Consider the following 23,130-nt stretch of genomic DNA (forward strand, 5'->3'; position numbering starts at 1 on the left):
CTTTCATGAACACCACGACGACTCCCGGCCCCCTCACCAGCGCCACCGGCGCCACCAGTGCCAACAGCGCGAACCTCGGCGGCGCGCTCGCCCGCCGCCATGAATGGCTCCCGCTGCCCACGCTGCTCGGTTACGCGCTGGCGGTGCTCACCATCGTGGTCGTCGCCGCCTTTTCATGGCGCACGCAGCGCACGCAGGCGGAGACCGCCGATGCGATGGCGCGCACCCTGGCCGTGCAGGAGCAGATCCAGGCGCTGGGCTCGGCGATCAAGGATGCCGAGACCGGCCAGCGCGGTTTCCTGATCACCGGCCTGGACAACTACCTGCTGCCGTTCAACACCGCGCAGGTCACGCTGCCGGCCGCGACCGAGCGCCTGCGCGCGAGCTTCCAGAACTACCGTTCGCAGCTGGCCCGGCTGGAGCTGGTCGAGCAGCTCGTCAAGGCCAAGCTGGGCGAGATGGAGGAATCCATCGCGATGCGCCGCAAGGGCGACGGCATCGGCGCGGTGACCGTGGTGCAGGGCGACCGGGGGCGGATCCTGATGGAGCGCATCCGCACGCTGCTGGGCGAGATGGAGCGCGAGGAGCGCGATCGCGCCGCCGAGCGCCGCGTGCTCTGGGACACCGCCGTCCAGCAGACGGCCGGGATGATGTGGGGCGGCTCGGCGCTGCTGCTGGTGCTGACGGCGGTCGCCGCCGCGCTGAGCGCGCGCGCGCATCGCGCCGCCCGCACCGAGGAATGGCTCAAGGCCGGCCTGGCCGGCCTGGGCGTGGAGCTGCAGGGCGACCCGCATGTGGAGCGGCTCGCCGACGTCGCGACCAGCTTCCTGGCACGCTGGACCGACGCCCGGGTGGGCGCCTTCTACGTCAGCCAGGACGACGGCAGCTACCTGCGGGTGGGCGGTTATGCGTTGCCGGTCGCGGCGGAAGGCGAGGCCGCGCCCGTGGTGCGCGGCGGGGACACGCTGGTGGGCCAGGCCGCGCGTGATCGCCGGCCGGTGCATGTCACGCGACTCCCGGCCGACTACCTGCCGGTCAGCTCCGCGCTGGGACGGGCGACGTCGACCGAGCTGCTGATCGCGCCGGTCGGCGTCGACCGGCGCCTGCAGGGCGTGGTCGAACTCGGCTTCCTGCATCACGTCGGCGAGGCCGAGCGCGAGCTGCTGGCGCGGGTGGCCGAGCCGCTGGCGATGGCGCTGCGCGCCGCCAAGGACCGCAGCCGGCTCGAGTCGCTGCTCGAGGAGAGCCGCCGCCAGGCCGAGGAACTGCAGATGCAGCAGGAGGAGCTGCGCGCCAGCAACGAGGAGCTGGAAGAGCAGGGCAACGCGCTGCGCGACTCGCAGCTGCGGCTGGAGAAGCAGCAGACCGAGCTCGAGGAAAGCAACGCCCAGCTCGAGGAGCAGGCGCGCCAGCTCGAGCTGCAGCGTTCGGAGCTGACCCAGGCCCAGGCGCAGCTCACCGACCGCGCCGAGGCGCTGGAGCGCTCCAACCAGTACAAGAGCGAGTTCCTGGCCAACATGAGCCACGAGCTGCGCACGCCGCTGAACTCGACCCTGATCCTGGCCAAGCTGCTGGCCGACAACAAGGACGGCAACCTGAGCGACGAGCAGGTCCGCTTCGCGCAGACCATCAGCTCGGCCGGCAACGACCTGCTGGCGCTGATCAACGACATCCTGGACCTGTCCAAGATCGAGGCCGGCAAGGTCGACATGCAGATCGACCGCGTGTCGCTGCCGCGCCTGCTGCAGCAGCTGACCCAGGTCTTCGCCCCGATCGCCGCGCAGCGCAACCTGGCCTTCGGCCTGCAGCTGGCGCCCGGCGCGCCCGAGTGGATCGAGACCGATGAGACCCGCCTGGGCCAGATCCTCAAGAACCTGCTGTCCAACGCGCTGAAGTTCACCGAGCGCGGCTCGGTGCGCATGGAGGTGGGCGCCACCGCGGACGGCCGCATCGCCTTCGCGGTCACCGACACCGGCATCGGCATCCCGGCGCATCAGCAGGCGCCGATCTTCGAGGCCTTCCGGCAGGCCGACGGCAGCACCCATCGCAAGTACGGCGGCACCGGGCTGGGTCTGTCGATCTCGCGCGACCTGGCGCGGCTGCTGGGCGGCGACATCCACCTGCGCAGCGCGCCCGGCGAGGGCTCGACCTTCAGCCTGGTGCTGCCGCCCACGCACGAGCTGCCGGCCGACGGCCAGGTGCAGCGTCCGCTGTCGCCGGCGCAGGCGCCGATCACCGCGCCGCCGGCCATCGCCGCCTTCCAGGCCTCGCTGCCGGCGGACGGCGAGGCGGAGGAGGGCGCCGACGGCCTGGCGGTGTCGCTGCTGCGCGAGCCGGCGCCCGCCGCGCCCGAGCCGCGGCTGCCGCAGCTCGACGACGACCGGCTCTCCTGGGTGCCGGGCGACCGCGCCATCCTGGTCATCGAGGACGACCCGCGCTTCGCGCTCATCCTGCGCGACCTGATCCGCGAGATGGGCTTCGTCTGCCTGATGGCGCACACGGCCGAGAACGGCCTGTCCGTCGCCCAGCGGTATGCGCCCAGCGCGATCCTGCTGGACATGAACCTGCCGGACCACTCCGGGCTGGGCGTGCTGGACCGCCTCAAGCGCGAGCCGCTGACGCGGCACATCCCGGTGCACGTGATCTCGGTGGCCGACTACACCCACGAGGCGCTCGAGCGCGGCGCGGTCGGGTATGCGCTCAAGCCGGTCAAGCGCGACGAGCTGGAGATCGCGCTGCAGCGGTTGGAGGCCAAGTTCTCGCAGCGCCTGCGCACGGTGCTGGTGGTCGAGGACGATGCCCGGCAGCTCGACAGCATCCGCCACCTGCTGGCGGCGGACGAGGTCCGCATCCATGGCGTCTCGACCGCGGCCGAGGCGCTGGAGGCGCTGCGCCAGTCGACCTTCGACTGCATGGTCATGGACCTGAACCTGCCGGACATGAGCGGCTACGACCTGCTCGACCAGATGGCGCGGCAGGACGACGTCGCCTTCCCGCCGGTGATCGTCTACACCGGCCACACGCTGTCGCCGCAGCAGGAGCAGCAGCTGCGGCGCTACTCGCGCTCGATCATCATCAAGGGCGCCCGTTCGCCCGAGCGGCTGCTCGACGAGGTCACGCTGTTCCTGCACCAGGTGGAAGCCCAGCTGCCGCCCGAGCGCCAGCGCATGCTCAAGGAGGTGAGGGCGCGCGACAACATGCTGGAGGGGCGGCGGGTGCTGATCGTCGAGGACGACGTGCGCAACATCTTCGCGCTGTCGGCGGTGCTGGAGCCCAAGGGCGTGAAGGTGGAGATCGCGCGCAACGGCCGCGAGGCGCTGGAGCGGCTGGCCGCGCCGCTGCAGGGACCGGGCGCGAAGGCGCCGGTGGACCTGGTGCTGATGGACATCATGATGCCGGAGATGGACGGCTACACCGCGATGCGCGAGATCCGCGCGCGGCCCGAGCTCAAGCGGCTGCCGATCATCGCGCTCACCGCCAAGGCGATGAAGGACGACCAGGAGAAGTGCATGGCCGCGGGCGCCAACGACTACATCGCCAAGCCACTGGACATCGAGAAGCTGCTCTCGCTGGTGCGGGTCTGGATGCCGCGCTGAGGACGACCGGCCGATGGCGCAAGCAGCCCCCGAGCTGGACATCGAGGTCCGCCTGATCCTGGAAGCGATCTACGAGCGCTACCACTACGATTTCCGCGACTACGCCGGCACCTCGCTGCGCCGCCGCCTGAAGGCGGCGATGCAGCGCTTCCACTGCGCCAACCTGTCGCAGCTGCAGGGACGGCTGCTGCGCGAGGCCGAGGTCTTCCGCTCGGTGCTGGCCGACCTGACGGTGCAGGTCAGCGAGATGTTCCGCGACCCCGAGTACTTTCGCGCGCTGCGCGAGCAGGTCGTGCCGGTGCTGCGCACCTTCCCGTCGCTGCGCATCTGGGTGGCGGGCTGCAGCGGCGGCGAGGAGGCCTATTCGATGGCGATCCTCATGAAGGAGGAAGGGCTGCTGGAGCGCACGCTGATCTACGCGACCGACATCAGCCACGAGGCGCTGGCGCAGGCGCAGGCCGGGGTGTACCGGATGGACCAGGTGCCGCTGTTCTCGGAGAACCACCGGGCGTCGGGCGGGCGGGGCTCGCTGTCGGAGTACTACACGGCCGCCTATGACCACGTGCTGATGGACAAGGCGCTCAAGGAGCGCATCGTCTTCAGCGACCACAGCCTGTCCACCGACAGCGTCTTCGCCGAGGTCCAGCTGGTGTCCTGCCGCAACGTGCTGATCTATTTCAACCGCGCGCTGCAGGACCGGGCGCTGGGCCTGTTCAGCGAGGCGCTGTGCCGCAACGGCTTCCTCGGCCTGGGCGCGCGGGAGACGCTGCGCTTCTCCTCGCATGCCGGCGATTTCGTCGAGATCGCGGCGCGTGAGCGGCTCTATCAGAAGCGGGCGCGTTGAAGACCCTCACCCCAACCCTCTCCCGCAAGCGGGCGAGGGGGTCGTGTGGCCTTGTGGTCGTGCGGTGGCGCGGGAGCAGCGATGGGGTTTGCATGTCTGGGCTGCGGGTCCGGCCTTTGCCGAACTGTCTGCATCGACCCCTCGGGTCTTGCAAGGAGTACCCAGATGGCCACCAGCAGCATCCTTGGCGGCGTGCCCGCCCCGTCGCAGTCCAAGGGACGCGGCACCGACTCGCTCGGCCCGAGCGACAGTTCCGACAGCGGCAGCGACGTGCTCGGCGAACGTCCGCTGGCCACCGGCACGGACGATCCGGACGAACTGGGCGCGACGCCCGCCGATCCTTCCAGCGATACCGACCGCTTCGGCACCGGCGAGCGTGGCTCGGCCACGCCGGGCCGCGCGACGGACGCCGCCGACATCCTGCCGGACCGGGTGAGCCGCTCGCCGGCGATCGAGGACGTGGACGCGTCGATCGACGTCGAGGACCTGGCCAGCGGGGACGATCCGTCCGCGGGGCCGGATCCGGAGCATGAGGACGATCCCTCGGCCTGAAGCGCTGGTGAAGAGAAGCCGCCGGCAGCGCGCAAGCGCCGCCGGCGCCGCTCAGCCGCGGCCGGTGCGGATCCGGCGCGGCGAGGCCCGCCGTGCGCCGCGCCCAGGTGTCGCCGACGCGGCGCGCGTGCGGGCGGGCGCGGCATCGGTGGCAGAGGTGCGGACGTGGCGATCGGTGGGCATCGCGGCTCGAGGGCAAGGAGTGTGCCCGTCCCGCGGCGATCGATGGCGATCGCCATCGCGTATGGCGCGCGTGGGGTGCGGAGCGACGACGCTCAGAGCGCGCCGATGACTAGCATCGAGGCGAGCACGCCGCCCGCCAGTGCGATGAGCCACAGGCGCAGCGGCGCGGGCTCCTGGCGCGGGCGGCGCTGCTGGTGGCGGTGCGTCAGGAAGCAGGCCACCGCGGCGCCGCCGGCCAGCAGGAAGACGAGCGCGAAGCCCAGTCCCTCCACCGAGCGGTTGTGATGCAGCGCCAGCGCCAGCACGATCTGGCCCAGCATCAGCCCCGCGACGCCGGAGGCAGCGGTGGAGGTCAGGGCGGCGGAAGCGGCGGAGCGGACAGGCTGGGACATGGCGGGCGAAGGGGCGTCGGAAGCGATGCGCGATTGTCCGGTGCGGCCGCGCCGATGCGGCCACGGAAAAGCGCCGGGCAAGCGCAGTAATTCGCGCCGAGGCGCATCGACGCATGCCGGCGCACGCCGCGCATACCGATGCGGGCCACGCATCCCGATGCAGGCCGTTGCAGGCTGCACATGCCGAAGCACATCGACGCATATCGACGCATGCCGACGCACCTTGACGCGTGGCGCCGCAGCGCGACTTGCCCCCGATGGCATCGGGGATGTGGCCCGTCGCGCACACGCGGCATCCCGCGAACGCGGGGGCGTTCCGGGCACGCCGGGGGTGGTTCGTCGCACCTTCCGGGTACAGCCCCCGGGAGGGGCCGTTTTTATGTGGGTGGACGTACAGACGCTCTCTGGGGCGCCTGGGGACACTGCGCCGTCCGCGATTGGCGGACATCTTTCTATCGGAGCAACCACCATGACCCTGCCTTTGCTCTCCCGCAAGCCTGTGGCGTTCCAGCGCACCCTGCTGGCCCTCGCCCTGGCCGCCGTCAGCGCCAGCGCTTCCGCGCTGCCGCAGTTCACCTGGGACCCGGCCACCGCCGGCCTGAACGGCTCGGCCTTCACCGCCGACAACCTGCTGGTGTCGAACTACTCGACCATCACCTTCGGGGCCGGCAACACGTTCAGCGAATCGGGCTACCTGTCCATCAGCGCCGCCCAGCTCGGTGGCATCACGCTGCCGTCCAACGGCCTGAACTCGGACTACGGCTTCTACATCCAGTTCAGCGGCAACGGCACGCTGACGCAGGCCGGTGATCCGGGCTCGGTGTCCACGGTCGGCACGCTGACCTCGCTGAACTACACCCTGTACGGCTACAACGGCACCTCGTCGTTCGGCTTCACGGGCAACACCCCGACCGAAAGCGCGACCGGCGAAGTGGCCCTGGCCAGCGGCTCGCTGGTGCTGGGCACGGTGGCGACCACGCCGCTGGGCGACGGCACCTTCAACCCCTCGGCCAATGCCAAGCTGACGCTGAACTGGCTGGTGCCGGGCTTCCAGACCTCGCTGCCGGTGTATGACCTGGCGCTGACCTCGTTCTCCAACACGACGTCGCAGGTCGAGCCCTTTGCGGGCGGCTTCCGCATCCGCCAGGGCGGCGGCTCGATCAACTTCGCCGCCGCCGTGGTGCCGGAGCCCTCGACCTACGCGATGCTGATCGCCGGTCTGGGTGCCATCGGCTTCGTGGCGCGCCGTCGCGGCCGCACGGAGAAGTGATCGTGCGACCGGTCCCGCCCGGGGCTGGTCCAGGTCCACGGTCCGGATCTCGAGGGCATGCGGGTGCCCGGAAGCTCCGGACCGACACGCGCGACACGGCGACGGTGCGGGCCGGCACCGTGGCGCGCGGCACGGAGCGTTCAACAGGCGCTCGACGACGCCCCGTCCTCGACGGGACGTCCGCTGCGATGCTTTGAAGCGATGCGAAGAAGCCCTCAGGCCTGCACGGCGACGGGCGCGAAGGTGGCAGAGGTGGCCGCGTTCACGCCGTCCGGGTCCTGGGGCAGCAAGCGCTGGAAGTCCTGCTTGAGCAGGGCGTAGCACTCGCAGGCCCGGGCCTCCAGCCCCGGTCGATCCAGCACCGCGATATGTCCGCGGGAGTAACGGATCAGGCCGGCGGCCTGGAGGCGCTGGGCGCTCTCGGTGACGCCTTCCCGGCGCACGCCCAGCAGGTTGGAGATCGACTCCTGGGTGACCGACAGCTCGTTGTGGCCATGTTGGCGGTCCAGGCACAGCAGCAGCCAGCGGCACAGCTGCCGCTCCAGCGAGTGATGGCGGTTGCAGACCGCGGTGTGCGCGATCTGCGAGATCAGCGACTGCAGGTAGCGCAGCAGCATCTGCGACGACCCACCGGGCCGCATCAGTTCCTCGCGCACCAGCGACACCCGCATGCGGAAGGCCAGGCCGGCGCGCTGCACGACGGCGCGGCAGGCGGGCGATTCGCCGCCCATCGCGGCCGCCAGGCCGGCGGCGCCCTCGGAGCCGATCATCGCGACCTGCGCCGAGTCGCCGGAATGCGTGGTGTGGATCAGCGACACGATGGCCGTGATCGGGAAATACACATGCGTCGCGGGAGCGCCGGCCTCGAACAGCACGCGCCCCTTGAGCAGCTCGACGGTCTCGAGCTGTCCGGACCAGCGGGCCTGATCCTCCTCGGGCATCTGCACGAGCAGGAGATTGGCGCGCGGCTGGGACGCGGCAGGAGTTGCGGCAACGGGCAGGGACATCAAAAACTCCAGGAACTGGACATCGTTCCAATCGGACAAGATGGCAATCACCGTGCCCGCCGCGGTAAACGCCGGTGTCCTTTTGTGCCAAGGCGTGTGTGCTCGCGCGGCGATGCGCCGTTTACGTGCGCTGGCGCACCAGCTTGCAGATGCCTGCCGCACAGCGATCCAGGGGGAGGGCCTCCTGGACGGCGGCGCGCCGCTTCGGCAGCGACCTGGAGGCGCTGACGATCTTCGTCCGCATCACCGGGCCGGCCCCGTGCTCAGGGCTCGCGTGTCTCCAGCACATAGCCCATCCCGCGCACCGTGTGCAGCAGCGGCGCCTCGAAGGGCCGGTCCAGCTTGGTCCTCAGGCGCCGCACGGCGACCTCGACGACGTTGGTGCCGCTGTCGAAGTTCATGTCCCAGACCTGCTCGGCCAGCTCGGTCCGGGACAAGACCTGGCCCTGGCGCCGCAGCAGCAGCGTGAGCAGGCTGAACTCCTTGGCCGTCAGGTCCAGGCGCTGGCCGGCGCGGTGCGCCTTGCGGCGCAGCAGGTCGAGCTCCAGGTCGGCCAGCTTCAGCACGGTGGCCTCGGCCACCGGCGTCGCGCTGGCGCGCCGCAGCAGCGCCTGGATGCGGGCCACCAGTTCCGAAAAGGCGAAGGGCTTGACCAGGTAGTCGTCGGCGCCGGCCTGCAGGCCACGCACCCGGTCCTCGACCTCGGCCCGCGCCGTCAGCATCAGCACCGGCAGCGTGCGGGTGTGGTCCTGCTGGCGCAGCGCGGCCAGCACGGCCAGGCCGTCGATGCCCGGCAGCACGCCGTCGAGCAGCACCAGGTCGTAGGCGCCTTCGCTGGCCTGGTGCAGGCCGTCGACGCCGTCGCGCACCAGGTCGACGACGAAGCCCTCCTGCGTGAGGCCGCCGCGCAGGTATTCGCCCAGCTTGTCCTCGTCCTCGATGACGAGCAGTTTCATCGCCGCCCTCCCTGGCAGGTCATGGTCGCGCGGCCCCGGATCGGGGGTGTGAGGACACCGTCAAGGGCCCGGGCCCGCGCCTAGAATCGCGCACCATGCCCGACCGGACCCCGACCTCCACCGCGCCGCGCGCCGGGTCCGTCAGCGGCAAGTTGCGCGCCATGGTCTGGCTGATCGTGCTGCCGACGCTGCTGCTGTCGGTGATCGCCGGCATGGCGGTCTTCCACACCGAACGGCGCGCGGCCGTCGCCGCCGCGACCGAAACCGCCGAGGCGCTGAGCCTGGTCACCGACCGCGAGATGGCGGTGCGCACCGCCTTGCTGCAGGCCCTGAGCGTGTCCCCGAGCCTGGCCGAGGGCCGGCTGGCGCAGTTCCATGGCGAGGCCACGCGGCTCGTGGCCGGCACGCCCCGCACCATCGTGCTGACGGCGCCGGACGGCCGGCAACTGCTCAACACCCGGGTCGCCTGGGGGCAGCCGCTGCCGCCGGCCGCGGCCTTCCCGGGCGGCGTCGACGCACGCCGCCGGCTGATCGTCTCCAACCTCTACGTCGGTCCGGTCGACCGTCGGCCCAGCTTCGCGGTGCGGGTGCCGGTGACGGTTGCCGGCGAGCCGATGTTCCTCGGCCTGGGCAGTCCGGTCAGCGAGATGCAGCAGATCTTCCGCCAGCAGCCGCTGCCCACCGGCTGGCTGGGCGTAGTGCTGGACGGGCAGGGCGCCGTCATCGCCCGCACGCGCGAGCCGGAACGCCGCGTCGGGCAGCGCGCCACCGGCGACATGCTGGACGCCCTGGCCCGCGCCGACCGCGGCGTGGTGGACCTGCGCACCCTCGACGGCGAGCCGGTCTTCACCGCCTTCAGCCGCGCACCGGACTCCGGCTGGGTGGTGCTGATCGGTCTGAGCCAGGCGGAGCTGGCCAAGAGCGCCTGGGCCGCGTTCGCGATGATGCTGGCGCTGTCGCTGGTCTTCATCGTGCTGGCGCTGGTGCTGGCACGGCGCATGAGCCGCGCGATCGCCGAGCCGCTGCGCCGCCTGCGCAAGGACGCGATCCGGCTGGGCGGTGGCGGCACGCTGGAGGAAGTCCGTAGCGGCATCGACGAGATCGACATCGTCCAGCGCGCCCTGGCCGTGGCCAGCCGCGAGCGCGCCGGCAGCGAGCAGCGCTTGCGCGAGGAGGTCGACACCGCCGTCGCCCAGACCCGCAATGCGCAGCAGACGGCGCTGCGCAGCCAGAAGCTGGAGGCGCTGGGCCGCCTGACCGGCGGCATCGCGCACGACTTCAACAACCTGCTGCAGACGATGACCACCGGGCTGCAGCTGGCGCGCCGGCTGAGCAGCGATCCGCGCGCCGACAGCGCGCTCGACGCCTGCCAGCGCGCCACCTCCAAGGCCGCGCAGCTGACGCGGCAGCTGCTGGCCTTCGGCCGCCAGCAGGTGGGCCATGAGACCGTCATCGACCTGCGTCGCCAACTGCCCGAGCTGATGGCGCTGGCCAGCGGTGCGGTGGGCAGCGCGGTCGAGGTCACGCTGGCCATCGACGAGGCGCTCTGGCCGGTGCGCACCGATCCGGTCCAGCTCGAGCTTGCGGTGCTCAACCTGGCGCTGAACGCGCGCGATGCGATGCAGGGGCGCGGCACGCTGACGGTCTCGGCCCACAACCGCGTGCTGGCCGAGGGCGACCCGGTCGGCCTGGCCCCGGAGCTGCAACCGGGCGAGTACGTCGCGATCGCGGTGCGCGACACCGGCGACGGCATGACGCAGGAACAGATGGAGCGCGCCTTCGAGCCCTTCTTCACCACCAAGCCGGTGGGGCAGGGCACGGGCCTCGGGCTGGCGCAGGTGTATGCGCTGGCGCGGTCGGCGGGCGGCACGGCCGGCATCGTCAGCAAGATCGGCCTGGGCACCGAGGTGACGTTGTGGCTGCCGCGTTCGCACGGGCGGATGGAGGACGCGGCGTCGCCGGTCCCCGCCGGCCCGGTCACCGAGCGTCGCCATGCGGGCACGGTGCTGCTGGTCGAGGACGAACCCTCGGTGCGCGAGCTCACCGCGCAGGCGCTGGAGGAGCGCGGTTTCACCGTCAAGACGGCGCCCTCGGCCGACCATGCGTTGGACCAGCTGCGGGCCGGCCTGAGCGCCGACGTGGTGCTGACCGACATCGTCATGCCCGGCGCGCGCAGCGGCGTGGACCTGGTGCGGACCTTGAAGGTGCTCAAGCCGACGCTGCCGGTGGTGCTGGCCAGCGGCCATCCGGTGCGCATCGAGGAGGCGCCGAACGTGCCGCTGGTGCCCAAGCCCTACGACATCGACGGCCTCGCCGCGGTGCTGGCCGAGGCGATGAATCCGACGCGCGAGGGCCTCACGCCGGCTTCGGCAGCGCCTTGAGCAGCTTGTCGAGCGTGATCGGATAGTCGCGGATCCGGACGCCGGTGGCGTTGTGGATGGCGTTGGCCACCGCCGCCGCGACGCCGCAGATCCCCAGCTCGCCGACGCCCTTGGCCTTGAGCGGCGAGGACACCGGGTCGGTCTCGTCCAGGAAGATCACGTCCTGGTGCGGGATGTCCGCGTGCGCGGGCACTTCGTAGCCGGCCAGGTCGTGGTTGACGAAGAAGCCGCGGCGCTCGTCGACGTGCAGCGCCTCCATCAGCGCCGCGCCCACGCCCATGGTCATCGCGCCGATCACCTGGCTGCGCGCCGTCTTCGGATTGAGGATGCGCCCGGCGGCGCAGACCGCCAGCATGCGGCGCACGCGCACCTCGCCGGTGTAGGCGTCGACGGCGACCTCGCAGAAGTGGCCGCCGAAGGTGGACTGCTGGTACTTCTTGTCGAGGTCGCCGAACTCGATGCGGTCCTCGGCGGCGATGCCCTCGGCGCCGGCGATCTCGCCCAGCGGCAGGCTGCGGCCGCCGCCGCGCAGCTGGCCGTCGGCGAAGACGGCGTCCTTGAGGTCGATGCCGGCGCGCCGGGCGACCGCCTCGCGCAGCGCGACGCAGGCGGCGTAGACGCCCGAGGCCGAGCTGTTGCCGCCCCATTGCCCGCCCGAGCCGGACGACACCGGCAGCGCCGAGTCGCCCAGGCGCACGACGACCTGGTCCAGCCCCACGCCCATCATCTCGGCCGCGGTCTGCGCCAGGATGGTGTAGCTGCCGGTGCCGATGTCGGTCATGTCGGTCTCGACGGTGACGATGCCGCGGCGGTCCAGGCGCACCCGCGCGGCCGACTTCATCACCAGGTTGTTGCGGAAGGCCGCCGCCACGCCCATCCCGACCATCCAGCGGCCGCCGGGGCCTTCGCGCCGCTGGCCCGGCGGCATGCGCCGGTTCCAGCCGAAGCGCTCGGCCCCGGTGCGCAGGCATTCGCCCAGCCGGCGCTGCGAGAACGGCCGGTCGGGCTGCTCCGGATCGACCTGCGTGTCGTTGAGCAGGCGGAACTGGATCGGGTCCATGCGCAGCTGCTCGGCCATCTCGTCGATCGCGATCTCCAGCGCCATCAGGCCGGGCGCCTCGCCCGGCGCGCGCATCGCGTTGCCCTCGGGCAGGTCCAGCACCGCCAGCTTCATCGCGGTCATGCGGTGCTGGCCCGCGTAGAGCAGCCGCGTCTGCGCCACCGCCGTCTCGGGCGAGCCGCCGGGCAGGTCGCCCGACCAGCTCTCATGGCCGATCGCCGTGATGCGGCCGTCCTGGCCCGCGCCGATGCGGATGCGCTGCAGCGTCGCCGGGCGGTGGGTGGTGTTGTTCATCATCAGCGGTCGCTGCAGCGCCACCTTGACCGGACGGCCGGCCGCCTTCGCGCCGAGCGCGGCCATCAGCACGTCGGCGCGCAGGAAGAGCTTGCCGCCGAAACCGCCGCCGACGAAGGGCGAGATCAGCCGCACCTTGTCGCGCGGCAGGCCCAGGGTGCGCGCCAGGTCGCCGCGGCCCCAGTCGATCATCTGGTTGGAGGTCCAGACGGTGAGGCGATCGCCTTCCCAGACCGCCAGCGTCGCATGCGGCTCCATCATCGCGTGCGACTGGTCGGGGGTCGTGTAGGTGTGATCGATGCGCACCGGCGCGCGGGCGAAGGCGCCGTCGAAGTCGCCGACCCGCGTCTCGGGCGGCGTGCCGCCGGGGCCGTCGTCCTGCTTGGGGGGCTTGGCCTGGTCCTTGGCCTTGGCCAGGCTGAAGGCGCCCGGCTCGGGCGTGTACTCGACGCGGATCAGCGCGGCCGCCGCGCGCGCCTGCTCGAAGCGCTCGGCGACCACGACGGCGATGGCCTGGTGGTAGTGCGCGATCTCCGGTCCGCCCAGCAGCGCGGCAGTGTTCATCCGCCCCTTGCCGAGCTTGCCGGCGTTCTGCGCGGTCACGACGGCGAGCACGCCGGGCGCGGCTTCCGCGGCCTGGACGTCGATCCACGCGATGCGGCCCTTGGCGATGCCTGCGCCGACGACGACGCCGTAGGCCGCGTCCCGGGCGACGTCATGGCGCTCGTAGGCGTAGGGCGCGGTGCCGGTGGTCTTGCGCGGCCCGTCGATGCGGTCGCTGGGCCGGCCGACGATCCGCAGCTGGTCGATCGGATTGGTGGTGGCGGGGGTGTCGAACTTCATGCGGTCCTCCCGGTGAGCCGGGCCTGAGCCAGGACGGCGGCGAGCGTGCGCTCGACCAGCGGCAGCTTGAACGCGTTCTCCGCGGTCGGTGTCGCGCCGGCCAGCAGTGTCTGCGCGGCGGCGGGCACGCCCTGGCGCAGCGCGGTCTCGGCGCGCTCGACGCGCCAGGGCTTGGGCGCGATGCCGCCCACGGCGAAGCGCGCGGCGCCGCCGTCGCGCGGGATCACCGCGGCCACCGAGACCAACGCGAAGGCATAGGACGCGCGGTCCCGCACCTTGTGATAGAGCTGCGTGCCGCCGAGCGGCCGCGGCAGGGTGACCGCGGTGATCAGCTCGTTGGCCTCGAGCGTCGTCTCGATGTGCGGCGTGTTGCCCGGCAGGCGATGGAAGTCGGCGATCGGGATGCGCCGCGCCTGTCCGTCGGGCCGCAGGGTCTCGACGGTCGCGTCCAGCACCCGCATGGCCACCGCCATGTCGCTCGGATGCGAGGCGATGCAGGCGTCGCTGACGCCGATCACCGCCAGCGGCCGGCTCATGCCGGCGATTGCCGGGCAGCCGCTGCCGGGCTGGCGCTTGTTGCAGGGCTGGTCCGTGTCGTAGAAGTAGGGGCAGCGGGTGCGCTGCAGCAGGTTGCCGGCGGTGGTGGCGCGGTTGCGCAACTGGCCGGAGGCGCCGGCCAGCAGCGCGCGCGACAGCACACCGTAGTCGCGCCGCACGCGGGCGTCCGCCGCCAGGTCGGTGTTGCGCACCAGCGCGCCGATGCGCAGGCCGCCCTCGGGTGTCGGCTCGATCCGGTCCAGGCCCAGGCCGTTCACGTCGATCAGGTGGACGGGCGCCTCGATCTGCAGCTTCATCAGGTCGAGCAGGTTGGTCCCGCCGGCGATGAAGCGCGTGCCGGGCCGCGCCGCCGCCGCGGCGACCGCGGCGGTGGGCGAGGTGGCGCGCTCATAGGTGAAGGGCTTCATGCGGGCCTCCGCTCGCCGGTGCCCGGCACGGCGACGCCGGCCACCTCGGCCATCGCGTCGATGATGTTGGAGTAGGCGCCGCAGCGGCACAGGTTGCCGCTCATGCGCTCGCGCAGTTCGTCGATGGACAGCAGCGGCCGGGCCTGGAGGTCGGGCGTGACGTGGCTGGGCAGGCCGGCCTTGATCTCGTCGAGCACCGCGACCGCCGAGCAGATCTGGCCCGGCGTGCAGTAGCCGCATTGGTAGCCGTCATGCCGCACGAAGGCCGCCTGCATCGGATGCAGCCGCTCCGGCGTGCCCAGGCCCTCGATGGTGACGAGCTTCGCGCCCTGGTGCATGACCGCCAGCGTCAGGCAGGCGTTGACGCGCCGGCCGTCGAGGTGGATGGTGCAGGCGCCGCACTGGCCGTGGTCGCAGCCCTTCTTGGTGCCGGTGAGCTGCAGATGCTCGCGCAGCAGGTCCAGCAGCGAGGTGCGGTTGTCGACGTCCAGCGTGTGGGACTGGCCGTTGACGTCGAGCGTCACGCGGGTGGTGGCCACGAGGTTCTCCTGAGGGCGCGCGCCGGGGCGCGACGGGGTCTGCGCGGTCGCCTCGAGGGGCGCGCCGGCGGCGACCGCGGCCGAGGCGCCCGCGCCGGCGATCAGCAGGCCGCGGCGCGAGATCGCCCCGGGGTCAGCGTCGCACGGGGCGGCGTCCGGGGGAGACAGGGAAGACGCGAGGTCCGGGTCGACATCCATGCTGGGCACTCCTGGCGGGTCGGATCGGGAAACTGCCCAGGCAGCAATCCTTGTTCCCGGCGGTGGGCGGAGCACCCTCGGCCGCTCGGCGCGCCGCTTAACGGTGCGCCTGGAGCCACTCCTCGACGGCCTTGGCGCTGGTGCCGACCGCATCCACCGCGTGCCGCAGCAACTCCGGCGAGACACCGAAGCGCTCGCCCCAGTAACGCAGCTCGTAGTCGTCCTGCACGTTGACCCGATGGCGGTCGCTGGTGTGCGGGCTGGAGGTTTCCTCGGTCATGACGATCGCTCCCTGTCGGTCACGGTATCGCTGTCGCTGCCGCTGTCGCTGCCACCGGCCCGCGGCCGCGTGGCCGTCGCGCTAGGACCGCCGCGGCGGCACCCGGCTGCTGTCCTCGCCGTCCAGCGTCGCGCCCGGATCTTCCTCCCCGGCGACCGATTCGTCGAACGAATGGTCAGGCACCGCTGGCGGCCCGGGGTCTCTCGGCCGCTGCCCCGCGGGCGCGGCACTGTCGGTCCCCGGTTCGGGCGCGGGGCCGGAGGGCGTGTCGATCGCGTCCACCGGCGTGGGCGCGTCGGGGCCGACGGAGGTCGCCGGCGAGTTCGGTGCGTTCATGGCGTTCCCTGGCATGCTGCTGGCCGACACCACGCGCCGCTTGCCGGCGCGCTTGGCCATCGTCATCGCCGTCTCGGCGAGCCGCATCAGCGCTTCCGCCTGACGGCCATGCAGCGGGGCAAACGCGATGCCGATGCTGGCCGTGATCGACGCATGATCGCCGTCGGGCAGGCGGATCGGCTCGGCGATGGACGCCAGCATACGGCGCAGCGCCGGCTCGGCCTCGTGCTCCCCACGCAGCGCGGTCAGCAGCAGGGCGAATTCGTCGCCGCCCATGCGCGCCACCAGGTCATGGTTGCGCACGCCGGCCTGCAGGCGCTGCGCCACCACCCGCAGCACCACGTCGCCGGCTTCATGGCCGAACTGGTCGTTCAGCTCCTTGAACCCGTCCAGGTCGACCCAGCACACGGCCACCAGCCCGACCCGCTCGCCCAGCAGCGTGAGCGCGCCGGCCAGCCGCTCGGTGAAGCGCACCCGGTTGGGCAGGCCGGTCAGCGCGTCGTGCACCGCCAGGTGCCGGGCGGTGGCCTCGCTCTCCTTGAGCGCCGAGACGTCGATCATCATCCACAGCGACTCGTTCCCCGACACCGACGCGCCGCTCAGGTCGATCCACACCGGCGTTCCGTCCTTGCGCCGCATCCGCAGCTGCTGGCGGTAGCGCCGGCCGGACTCGATGGCCGGGTAGGCCGCCTCGCCGACTTCGCGGAAGCTGGCCTCGTCGAGGTAGAGCTGGCGGGTCGGCTGGCCGAGCAGCTCGCCCGGCGCATAACCGAACAACGACGACAGCGCGCGGTTCTGCCACACGACGCTGCGGCCGCGCAGGCGCATCATGCCGACCATGTCGTTGTCCAGCATCAGCGCCTGTTCCAGCGCCAGCTGCTGCAGGCCGGTGGCGGCACGGCGGTCGCGGCGCTGCTGCAGGAACACCAGCACCGAGCAGCCCAGCACCGTCAGGATGACCACGGCTGCGAGCCCGCCCTGCTGCAGCACCTCGCCACGCCAGGCGGCCAGGAAGTCGGCGGTGCTGGCGCCGGTGAAGATGGTCAGCGGATAACCGCGCACCTGGCGGTAGCAGGTGATGCGCTCGATGTTGTCGAGCTTGGTCTTGGTCATGTACCAACCCTGCTGCGGGTTGGCTGCCATCTTGCGCATCAGGTCCTCGGACACGATCACGTCGCCGACGCCGCGGATCGAATGCGGCTCCGCCGCCGAGTAGCGCGCGATCAGCCGCTGGCTGCGGGTGCGCAGCGAGATCGCACCCTCGGCGCCGATGGTCAGGCCCTTGAAGCCCTCGATGAAGTGTTCGGTCGAGAGCGTGGTGTAGACGACGCCGGCGAAGCTGCCGTCCCCGGCCTCGAGCCGGCGGGCGACGACGATGCCCCACTTGCGCAGCACGCGGCCGAACAGCGGCTCGGAGATCACCACGCCGTCGCTGTCGCGGGCGCGCTGGAAGTAGTCGCGATCGCCGACGCTGACGCTGCTTTCCTCGGCCGCCAGGCCGTAGATCACCTGGCCATGCGCGTCGGTCATGCGGATCGCGTCGACCTGCGGCAGCAGGCTGCGCTGGTCGGCCAGCGCGCGTTCCATCGCGCGCTTGAGCGCCTCGGGACCGCCACCGGTGCGGCGGTACTGCAGCGCCAGCGTCTGCAGCGCGTTGTCCACCTGCTTGAGCTCGGCGCCGATCTCGATGCTGAGGCTGGCGGCCAGGTTCTCGGTGGTCTCGCGGGCGCGGGTCAGGTCGGACTCGCGGCCGGCCTGCAGCGCCAGCCAGGTCGCGGCGACGATGGCCGCGGCGATGACGAGGTTGCCCACCGCCAGCCACAAGGCCAGACGGGTCAGCGAGCGGGGAACGTAGGGGGGCAGGCGGTCCATCGGCGGCACGGGGACGAGGCGGCCATCCTAACCGCGCCGACCCTCCGCCGGTGGTCAGCCGGGGATCAGCCGGCCGTCAACTCGCGCTCCAGGTCGTGCAGCACCTGGTAGCAGGGCAGCACCTGGGCGACGCTGGCGACCGGCTCGCGGCCCTCGCGGATCGCGGCGACGAACTCGCGGTCCTGCAGCTCGATGCCGTTCATGGACACATCCACCTGGCTGACGTCGATGATCTCGTCCTTGCCGGTGACCAGGTCGTCGTAGCGGGCGATGTAGGTGCCGGTGTCGCCGATGTAGCGGAAGAAGGTGCCCAGCGGCCCCTCGTTGTTGAAGGACAGCGACAGCGTGCAGATCGCGCCATTGGCCGCCTGCAGCTGCAGGCTCATGTCCATGGCGATGCCCAGCGTGGGGTGGATCGGGCCCTGCAGCGCGTGGGCCTTGACGATCGGGCTGCCGCACTGCCAGGCGAAGAGGTCCACCGTGTGCGCCGCGTGGTGCCACAGCAGGTGGTCGGTCCAGCTGCGGGCCTGGCCCAGCGCATTCATGTTGGTGCGGCGGAAGAAATAGGTCTGGACGTCCATCTGCTGGATCCGCAGCTGGCCGGCCGCGATGCGGCGATGGAGCCACTGGTGGCTGGGATTGAAGCGGCGGGTGTGGCCGCACATGGCGACCAGGCCGGTCTCGCGCTGGCGCCGCACGACGGCCTCGCCCTCGGCCAGCACGTCGCACAGCGGGATCTCGACCTGCACATGCTTGCCGGCGTCGAGGCAGGCCAGCGTCTGGCGGGCATGCAGCTGCGTCGGCGTGCAGAGGATGACGGCGTCGACGTCGTCCCGCGCGAGCGCCTCGTCGAGCTCGGTCGTGGCGTGGCCGATGCCGTACTTGGCGGCGGTCTCGCGGGTCTTGTCGAGGTCGCGGCTGATCAGGGACACGACCTCGACGCCGTCGATGAGTCGCAGCGCGTCGAGGTGCTTCTGGCCGAAGGCGCCGGCGCCGGCCAGCGCGATGCGCAGGGGAGTGGACATGGAAGGCTCCAGTGGGGCGGGGCTCCGATGGGAGCCCCGGGGATAGCGGGGGATCAGGGGTTCTCGAGGATCAGGTGGCCGACCGCCGTGTTGGAGGCGGGCACGTGATAGAAGCGGTGGGCCACGCGCGGTGCGCGGGGTGGGGCGTCGAGCCCGGGAAGGTCCGCGAGGTCGCTCATCGCGCCGCGCGCGATCAGCCACATCACGAGCTCGATGCCCTCGGAGCCGGCCTCGCGGACGTACTCCAGGTGCGGCATCTCGGACAGGCCGCGCGGGTCGGCGATCAGGCGGTCCATCCAGGCCTGGTCCCAGGTCTGGTTGATGAGGCCGGCGCGCGGTCCCTGCAGCTGGTGGCTCATGCCGCCGGTGCCCCAGACCTGCACCTTGAGCGGCGCGTCGAAGCTCTCCACGGCGCGGCGGATCGCCTGCCCCAGCTGCAGGCAGCGGCGGCCCGAAGGCACCGGGTACTGCACCACGTTGACCGCCAGCGGGATCACCGGTACCGGCCACTGCGGCGCGCCGGCGGGCTGCTCGCCGAACATCAGCGACAGCGGCACGGTCAGCCCGTGGTCGACCGTCATGCGGTTGACCAGTGTCAGGTCGAAGTCCTGCTGGATCACGCTCTGCGCGAGGTGGGCGGCCAGCTCGCCATGACCGAGGACCGGCGGCACCGCGCGCGGCCCCCAGCCTTCGTCGGCCGGCTCGTAACGCTCGGCGGTGCCCAGCGCGAAGGTGGGGATCATGTCCAGGCTGAACGCGTTGGCATGGTCGTTGTAGACCAGCACGATCGCGTCCGGCCGGTGCGCGTCCATCCAGCGGCGCGAGGCGTCGTAGCCCGCGAACAGCGGCTGCCAGTAGGGATCCTGCGTGCGGCCCTGGTCCATGGCCACGCCGATGGCCGGCACATGGGAGGTGTAGACGGAGGCGGTGATGCGCGCATGCGTGCTCATCGGGTGTTTCCCTTCGTCGCGCCCCGGGTGTCGCCCGCCGTCGCCTGCTTCGCATCCGCGCAGGCCGCGTCGTCCACCCGCTTGCGTCGCGGCGTGCCGTCGGGCTGGCGCCCGCCGGCCAGCATCATGTCGCGGTAGTCGGTCTCGGTCATGCCAGTCATGCCGGCGGCCATCTGCTGGTAGCTGCGGCCGTCGGTGGCGCCGATCTTGGCCAGGAAGTAGATGTTGCCGCCCAGCCGGATGCACTGGTTGAGGTCGCGCGCCAGCACGGCCTCCTTCTGCGCCGGCGTCATCGGCCATTCGTCGAGGTAGGCGCGCTCGTCGGCCTTGAAGCGCGCGCGGTTCTCGGCCTTCATCAGCGACATGCAGAACTGGTTGAGCCAGTAGCCCTTGCGGGCCTGGTCGGCATCGAAGATGGTGGTGCCGGGGATGTCCCGGTAGGGTTTGTCGATCGACATCGAAGTCTCCTGGAAACGGTTCGCCATCGGGCTCATCGGGCTCATCGAGCTCATCGAGCTCATCGGGATGAGGCCTCCGGCCAGTACAGCCGCATCGGGTTGTCGACCAGCAGGCGCTGGCGCAGCGCGGCGGTGGGCGCGATGCGCGGGATGAGGTCGACCAGCAGGCCGTCGTCGGGCATGTGGTCCTTGAGGTTGGGGTGCGGCCAGTCGGTGCCCCAGAGCACGCGGTCCGGGAACTCCTCGACGACGCGGCGCGCGAAGGGGATCACGTCGCGGTAGGGCTCGGTCTCGCCGTCCAGCGCCGGCGGGCCGCTGGCCGACAGCCGCTCCGGGCAGGTGACCTTGCTCCAGACGAAGGGATGCTCGCGCAGGAAGCGCAGGAACAGCGCGAACGCGGGGCCGTCCACCGGCTGGGTCACGTCGGGCCGGCCCATGTGGTCGACGACGACGGTGGTGGGCAGCGCGGCGAAGAAGTCCCACAGCTCGGGCAGGTCGGGCGCCTCGAAGTAGAGGACCACGTGCCAGCCCAGCGCCTTCACCCGGTGGGCGATCTCCATCAGCTCGTCGCGCGGGGTGGAGTCGACCAGGCGCTTGACGAAGTTGAAGCGCACGCCGCGCACACCGGCTTCGTGCAGCTCGCGCAGCTGCGCGTCGGTGATGCCGCGGCGCACCGTGGCCACGCCCCGCGCCCGGCCGCCCGAGGCGCGGCAGGCGTCGACCATCGCGCGGTTGTCGTCGCCGTGGCAGGTCGCCTGCACGATGACGTTGCGGCTGAAGCCGAGCCGGTCGCGCAGCGCGAAGAGCTGGGCCTTGCCCGCGTCGCAGGGCGTGTATTTGCGCTCGGGCGCGTAGGGGAACTCGGCGCCGGGACCGAAGACGTGGCAGTGCGCGTCGACGGCCCCTTCGGGCAGCTGGAAGCGCGGGGTCGACGGGCTCGAGTGCCAGTCGAGCCAGCCCGGGGTCTTGTCGAAGCCGCCGGTGGTGGGAAGCGTCATCGCGGGGTCCTTGTGCGAAAGCGGGAAATCGGGGAGGGAAGGCGGGGAGGGAAGTCGGTGGCCGTCGGCGAGGCGCAGCGCTCAGCCGTGCGGCGGGAGCCGGGGCTTGGCCAGGTGCGCCAGCAGCCGGTCGGCCTCGCTGCGCCAGTCGGGGCTGCGGCCGAAGGCCGGATCGCCGCGCTGGCCGAACAGGCCGTCCTCGGCCAGATCGGCCATCCAGGCCTGGCGCTCGGCGGTACCTTCGGCGCTCCAGGGCGTGAGCCCGGCGTCGCGGACGGTCTCGGCGACCTCGCGCACCTCCTCGCTGCGGCGCCGGCCGTGCTGGATCACGCGCTGGAAGAAATACGCGGCCTGCTTTTCCCACTCGATGCCGGGGAAGGTCTCCTTCAGCGAGGCCAGCACCGCGTCCTCGACGCCGTAATGGCGGGCGGCGGTGAGGCTCTCGATGACCATGGCCTCCAGGCCCTTGATCATGACGCTGCGGCACATCTTGGTCGCGCTGACGACGCCGAGCTCCGCGCTGCCCACGCTGGCGGCGAAGCCCAGCCGCGCCAGCAGCGGCGCGATCGCGTCCGCATGCGGGCCGCCCAGCAGCAGGGGGACCTTGATGCGGTAAGGCGGGACGCTGGTCATCACCGCGCCCTCGACATAACGGCCACCGGCCGCCTGCACCGCCTCGGCCGCCTCGCGCTTGGCCTTGGGCGAGGCCGAGTTGAAGTCCAGCACGAAGGTGCCGGGCCGCAGGCCCGCGGCGGCCGCGCGCGCCGCGTCCAGCGTCTGGCTGGCGGTGACGGCGCTCACGACCAGGTCGGCCGGCGTGGCCACCATCGTGGCCGAGGGGCTGAGCCCGACGCCGAACTGCACGGCGTGCTCGCGCATGGTGTCGGCGTCGGCGGACGGCGACTCCAGCTTCAGGTCGTAGGCATTGACGACGACGCCGGCGGCGCGCAGGTCCTCGGCCAGGATGCGGCCGACCTCGCCGTAGCCGACGAGGCCCACGCGCAGCTCGTCCAGCGCCGGCGGCTGGCCGTGATCGGAGGCGGCGGTGCTCATGTCAGTCCAGCGAGAGGTTGAAGCGCTTGATCAGCGCGGCGTACTTGGCCGACTCGGCGGAGATGAAGCCCATGTACTGCTCCTTCGTGGTCGGGAAGATGTCGTAGCCGAAGGTGACATAGCGCTCGCGGATGTCGGGCTCGGCCAGCGCGGCCTCGATGTCGCGCTGGATGCGCTCCTGCACCGCCTTGGGCAGCCCGCGCGGCGCGGCGATGGTGGTCCAGCCGGTGGCCTCGTAGCCGGCGGGGCCGCCGGACTCGGCCACGGTGGGGACGTCGGGGAAGGCCGGGTGGCGCTTCGGGCTGGTGATGGCGATGAAGCGGATCTTGCCGGCGCGCTGCAGCGGCCCCGCCGTCGCCATCGTGCCCAGGGCGAAGTTCAGTTCGCCGTTCGCCACGGCCGTGTAGAGCATCGACGTCTCCTTGTAGACGACGTGCGTCATCTGCGTCTGGGTCATCGCCTCGAGCTGCGCCGCGCCCAGGTGCACCGGGTTGCCGACCGACCAGGAGCCGTAGTTCAGCGCGCCGGGATGGGCCTTGGCATCGGCCACGATGTCGCCGACGGTCTTGTACTTGCTGTTGGCCGACACGCCGACGAAGAAATAGGCCTTGAACAGCGGCGCGATCGGGTCGAAGTCCTTGACCGGGTCGTAGGGCAGCTTCTTGAACAGGTGCGGATAGATGACCAGGTGGGCGTTGTCCAGCTGGATCAGGTCGTGGCCGTCGGTGGCGCCGCGCTTGAAGGCGTCGATCGCGATGAAGCCGTTGGCACCGGGCTTGTTCTCGACGATCACTGGCTTGCCCCACTTCTTGGACAGCTTCTCGGCGACGACGCGGGCCACGGTTTCCGGACCGGCACCAGCTGGGAAGGGCGTGAGGATGCGCACCGGCCGGGTCGGCCAGTCGGTCGCGGGCGCGCTGGCCTGCGCCGCGGCGAGGCGAGGCAGGGCCGCGGCGAGCAGCGCGGCGGCGGCCAGGGCCAGGACTTGCCCGCTGCGGGCGAGGGCGGTGCGGCGGGCGCGAAGGCGGGGTGCGGTCATCGTCGTTGTCTCCAGGGGCGTCGATCGTCGGCCTCTGCG

At 71.8% G+C, this 23,130-nt stretch carries 19 protein-coding genes; 5 read left to right on the plus strand and 14 right to left on the minus strand.

Annotation, left to right across the window (positions count from 1 at the left end; genetic code table 11):
• The first annotated feature begins 5 nt into the window (after nucleotides 1-5).
• The 3 genes from ACTJKJ_RS13170 (at nucleotide 6) to ACTJKJ_RS13180 (ending at nucleotide 4,992) form a co-directional block, all read left to right on the plus strand.
• Complete coding sequence (locus tag ACTJKJ_RS13170) at nucleotides 6-3,596, plus strand: response regulator (RefSeq protein ID WP_440820723.1); 3,591 nt, start codon at nucleotides 6-8, stop codon at nucleotides 3,594-3,596.
• A 13-nt stretch (nucleotides 3,597-3,609) separates the two neighbouring features.
• The gene (locus ACTJKJ_RS13175) at nucleotides 3,610-4,440 is read left to right on the plus strand and encodes a CheR family methyltransferase (protein WP_091724765.1); all 831 of its coding nucleotides are present in this window, start codon (nucleotides 3,610-3,612) and stop codon (nucleotides 4,438-4,440) included.
• A 165-nt stretch (nucleotides 4,441-4,605) separates the two neighbouring features.
• Nucleotides 4,606-4,992: a hypothetical protein gene (locus ACTJKJ_RS13180; RefSeq protein WP_091724764.1), complete on the plus strand. Its 387-nt coding sequence runs from the start codon at nucleotides 4,606-4,608 to the stop codon at nucleotides 4,990-4,992.
• A gap of 275 nt (nucleotides 4,993-5,267) precedes the next feature.
• On the opposite strand, the gene ACTJKJ_RS13185 is transcribed toward ACTJKJ_RS13180, so the two are convergent.
• Nucleotides 5,268-5,567, minus strand: a complete 300-nt coding sequence (locus ACTJKJ_RS13185) for a hypothetical protein (protein ID WP_147242647.1) — start codon at nucleotides 5,565-5,567, stop codon at nucleotides 5,268-5,270.
• Nucleotides 5,568-6,036: 469 nt separating this feature from the next.
• Here ACTJKJ_RS13185 and pepA point away from each other — a divergent pair, with 469 nt between their 5' ends.
• Nucleotides 6,037-6,837, plus strand: coding sequence for a flocculation-associated PEP-CTERM protein PepA (pepA, locus tag ACTJKJ_RS13190; RefSeq protein ID WP_297382115.1), 801 nt, complete (start codon nucleotides 6,037-6,039; stop codon nucleotides 6,835-6,837).
• A 215-nt stretch (nucleotides 6,838-7,052) separates the two neighbouring features.
• On the opposite strand, the gene ACTJKJ_RS13195 is transcribed toward pepA, so the two are convergent.
• Nucleotides 7,053-7,844 (minus strand): Crp/Fnr family transcriptional regulator, encoded by a 792-nt coding sequence (locus ACTJKJ_RS13195; protein WP_147242649.1) that lies wholly within the window; start codon nucleotides 7,842-7,844, stop codon nucleotides 7,053-7,055.
• 263 nt (nucleotides 7,845-8,107) lie between these two features.
• Nucleotides 8,108-8,800, minus strand: coding sequence for a heavy metal response regulator transcription factor (locus ACTJKJ_RS13200; RefSeq protein WP_091724759.1), 693 nt, complete (start codon nucleotides 8,798-8,800; stop codon nucleotides 8,108-8,110).
• A gap of 95 nt (nucleotides 8,801-8,895) precedes the next feature.
• On the opposite strand from ACTJKJ_RS13200, the gene ACTJKJ_RS13205 reads away from it, so the two are divergent.
• On the plus strand, nucleotides 8,896-11,181 hold the full coding sequence (locus ACTJKJ_RS13205; protein ID WP_440820724.1) for an ATP-binding protein: 2,286 nt from the start codon (nucleotides 8,896-8,898) through the stop codon (nucleotides 11,179-11,181).
• Here ACTJKJ_RS13205 and paoC read toward each other — a convergent pair.
• From paoC to ACTJKJ_RS13260, 11 genes are all read right to left on the minus strand, one after another.
• On the minus strand, nucleotides 11,156-13,378 hold the full coding sequence (paoC, locus tag ACTJKJ_RS13210; RefSeq protein ID WP_440820725.1) for an aldehyde oxidoreductase molybdenum-binding subunit PaoC: 2,223 nt from the start codon (nucleotides 13,376-13,378) through the stop codon (nucleotides 11,156-11,158). The two genes, ACTJKJ_RS13205 and paoC, sit on opposite strands and share 26 nt — an antisense overlap.
• On the minus strand, nucleotides 13,375-14,343 hold the full coding sequence (locus tag ACTJKJ_RS13215; RefSeq protein ID WP_440820726.1) for an FAD binding domain-containing protein: 969 nt from the start codon (nucleotides 14,341-14,343) through the stop codon (nucleotides 13,375-13,377). Before ACTJKJ_RS13215 ends, paoC begins: the two co-directional genes overlap by 4 nt.
• On the minus strand, nucleotides 14,340-15,080 hold the full coding sequence (gene paoA / locus ACTJKJ_RS13220) for an aldehyde dehydrogenase iron-sulfur subunit PaoA (RefSeq protein WP_440820727.1): 741 nt from the start codon (nucleotides 15,078-15,080) through the stop codon (nucleotides 14,340-14,342). The genes ACTJKJ_RS13215 and paoA overlap by 4 nt, the downstream gene beginning before the upstream one ends.
• A gap of 97 nt (nucleotides 15,081-15,177) precedes the next feature.
• The gene (locus ACTJKJ_RS13225; protein ID WP_091724754.1) at nucleotides 15,178-15,360 is read right to left on the minus strand and encodes a DUF3606 domain-containing protein; all 183 of its coding nucleotides are present in this window, start codon (nucleotides 15,358-15,360) and stop codon (nucleotides 15,178-15,180) included.
• 81 nt (nucleotides 15,361-15,441) lie between these two features.
• On the minus strand, nucleotides 15,442-17,568 hold the full coding sequence (locus tag ACTJKJ_RS13230) for a diguanylate cyclase domain-containing protein (protein WP_440820728.1): 2,127 nt from the start codon (nucleotides 17,566-17,568) through the stop codon (nucleotides 15,442-15,444).
• A gap of 65 nt (nucleotides 17,569-17,633) precedes the next feature.
• Nucleotides 17,634-18,593: a Gfo/Idh/MocA family oxidoreductase gene (locus ACTJKJ_RS13235; protein ID WP_147242457.1), complete on the minus strand. Its 960-nt coding sequence runs from the start codon at nucleotides 18,591-18,593 to the stop codon at nucleotides 17,634-17,636.
• Nucleotides 18,594-18,646: 53 nt separating this feature from the next.
• Nucleotides 18,647-19,543 carry a class III extradiol dioxygenase subunit beta gene (locus ACTJKJ_RS13240; RefSeq protein ID WP_440820729.1) on the minus strand — a complete coding sequence of 299 codons (897 nt, stop codon included), beginning with the start codon at nucleotides 19,541-19,543 and terminating at the stop codon, nucleotides 18,647-18,649.
• A complete protein-coding gene (ligA, locus tag ACTJKJ_RS13245; RefSeq protein WP_147242459.1) occupies nucleotides 19,540-20,001 on the minus strand; it encodes a protocatechuate 4,5-dioxygenase subunit alpha in 462 nt (153 codons plus the stop codon). Before ligA ends, ACTJKJ_RS13240 begins: the two co-directional genes overlap by 4 nt.
• Before the next feature lie 59 nt (nucleotides 20,002-20,060).
• Complete coding sequence (locus ACTJKJ_RS13250; RefSeq protein WP_297382134.1) at nucleotides 20,061-20,999, minus strand: amidohydrolase family protein; 939 nt, start codon at nucleotides 20,997-20,999, stop codon at nucleotides 20,061-20,063.
• Between the two features lie 81 nt (nucleotides 21,000-21,080).
• The gene (locus tag ACTJKJ_RS13255) at nucleotides 21,081-22,052 is read right to left on the minus strand and encodes a DUF1932 domain-containing protein (RefSeq protein ID WP_440820730.1); all 972 of its coding nucleotides are present in this window, start codon (nucleotides 22,050-22,052) and stop codon (nucleotides 21,081-21,083) included.
• A 1-nt stretch (nucleotide 22,053) separates the two neighbouring features.
• Nucleotides 22,054-23,091, minus strand: coding sequence for a Bug family tripartite tricarboxylate transporter substrate binding protein (locus ACTJKJ_RS13260; RefSeq protein WP_440820731.1), 1,038 nt, complete (start codon nucleotides 23,089-23,091; stop codon nucleotides 22,054-22,056).
• Between the last annotated feature and the right edge of the window lie 39 nt (nucleotides 23,092-23,130).

This window comes from Roseateles sp. 22389 (genome assembly GCF_052044995.1).
In the GTDB taxonomy this organism is placed as follows: Bacteria; Pseudomonadota; Gammaproteobacteria; order Burkholderiales; family Burkholderiaceae_C; genus Roseateles.

Coding starts and splice junctions, on each gene's coding strand:
- ACTJKJ_RS13235 (WP_147242457.1), bottom strand. CDS start 18,593: ATGTCCACTCCCCTGCGCATCGCGCTGGCCGGCGCCGGCGCCTTCGGC.
- ACTJKJ_RS13175 (WP_091724765.1), top strand. CDS start 3,610: ATGGCGCAAGCAGCCCCCGAGCTGGACATCGAGGTCCGCCTGATCCTG.
- ACTJKJ_RS13260 (WP_440820731.1), bottom strand. CDS start 23,091: ATGACCGCACCCCGCCTTCGCGCCCGCCGCACCGCCCTCGCCCGCAGC.
- ACTJKJ_RS13170 (WP_440820723.1), top strand. CDS start 6: ATGAACACCACGACGACTCCCGGCCCCCTCACCAGCGCCACCGGCGCC.
- paoC (WP_440820725.1), bottom strand. CDS start 13,378: ATGAAGTTCGACACCCCCGCCACCACCAATCCGATCGACCAGCTGCGG.
- ACTJKJ_RS13225 (WP_091724754.1), bottom strand. CDS start 15,360: ATGACCGAGGAAACCTCCAGCCCGCACACCAGCGACCGCCATCGGGTC.
- ACTJKJ_RS13230 (WP_440820728.1), bottom strand. CDS start 17,568: ATGGACCGCCTGCCCCCCTACGTTCCCCGCTCGCTGACCCGTCTGGCC.
- ACTJKJ_RS13205 (WP_440820724.1), top strand. CDS start 8,896: ATGCCCGACCGGACCCCGACCTCCACCGCGCCGCGCGCCGGGTCCGTC.
- pepA (WP_297382115.1), top strand. CDS start 6,037: ATGACCCTGCCTTTGCTCTCCCGCAAGCCTGTGGCGTTCCAGCGCACC.
- ACTJKJ_RS13250 (WP_297382134.1), bottom strand. CDS start 20,999: ATGACGCTTCCCACCACCGGCGGCTTCGACAAGACCCCGGGCTGGCTC.
- ACTJKJ_RS13195 (WP_147242649.1), bottom strand. CDS start 7,844: ATGTCCCTGCCCGTTGCCGCAACTCCTGCCGCGTCCCAGCCGCGCGCC.
- ACTJKJ_RS13215 (WP_440820726.1), bottom strand. CDS start 14,343: ATGAAGCCCTTCACCTATGAGCGCGCCACCTCGCCCACCGCCGCGGTC.
- ACTJKJ_RS13200 (WP_091724759.1), bottom strand. CDS start 8,800: ATGAAACTGCTCGTCATCGAGGACGAGGACAAGCTGGGCGAATACCTG.
- ACTJKJ_RS13185 (WP_147242647.1), bottom strand. CDS start 5,567: ATGTCCCAGCCTGTCCGCTCCGCCGCTTCCGCCGCCCTGACCTCCACC.
- ligA (WP_147242459.1), bottom strand. CDS start 20,001: ATGTCGATCGACAAACCCTACCGGGACATCCCCGGCACCACCATCTTC.
- ACTJKJ_RS13180 (WP_091724764.1), top strand. CDS start 4,606: ATGGCCACCAGCAGCATCCTTGGCGGCGTGCCCGCCCCGTCGCAGTCC.
- paoA (WP_440820727.1), bottom strand. CDS start 15,080: ATGGATGTCGACCCGGACCTCGCGTCTTCCCTGTCTCCCCCGGACGCC.
- ACTJKJ_RS13240 (WP_440820729.1), bottom strand. CDS start 19,543: ATGAGCACGCATGCGCGCATCACCGCCTCCGTCTACACCTCCCATGTG.
- ACTJKJ_RS13255 (WP_440820730.1), bottom strand. CDS start 22,052: ATGAGCACCGCCGCCTCCGATCACGGCCAGCCGCCGGCGCTGGACGAG.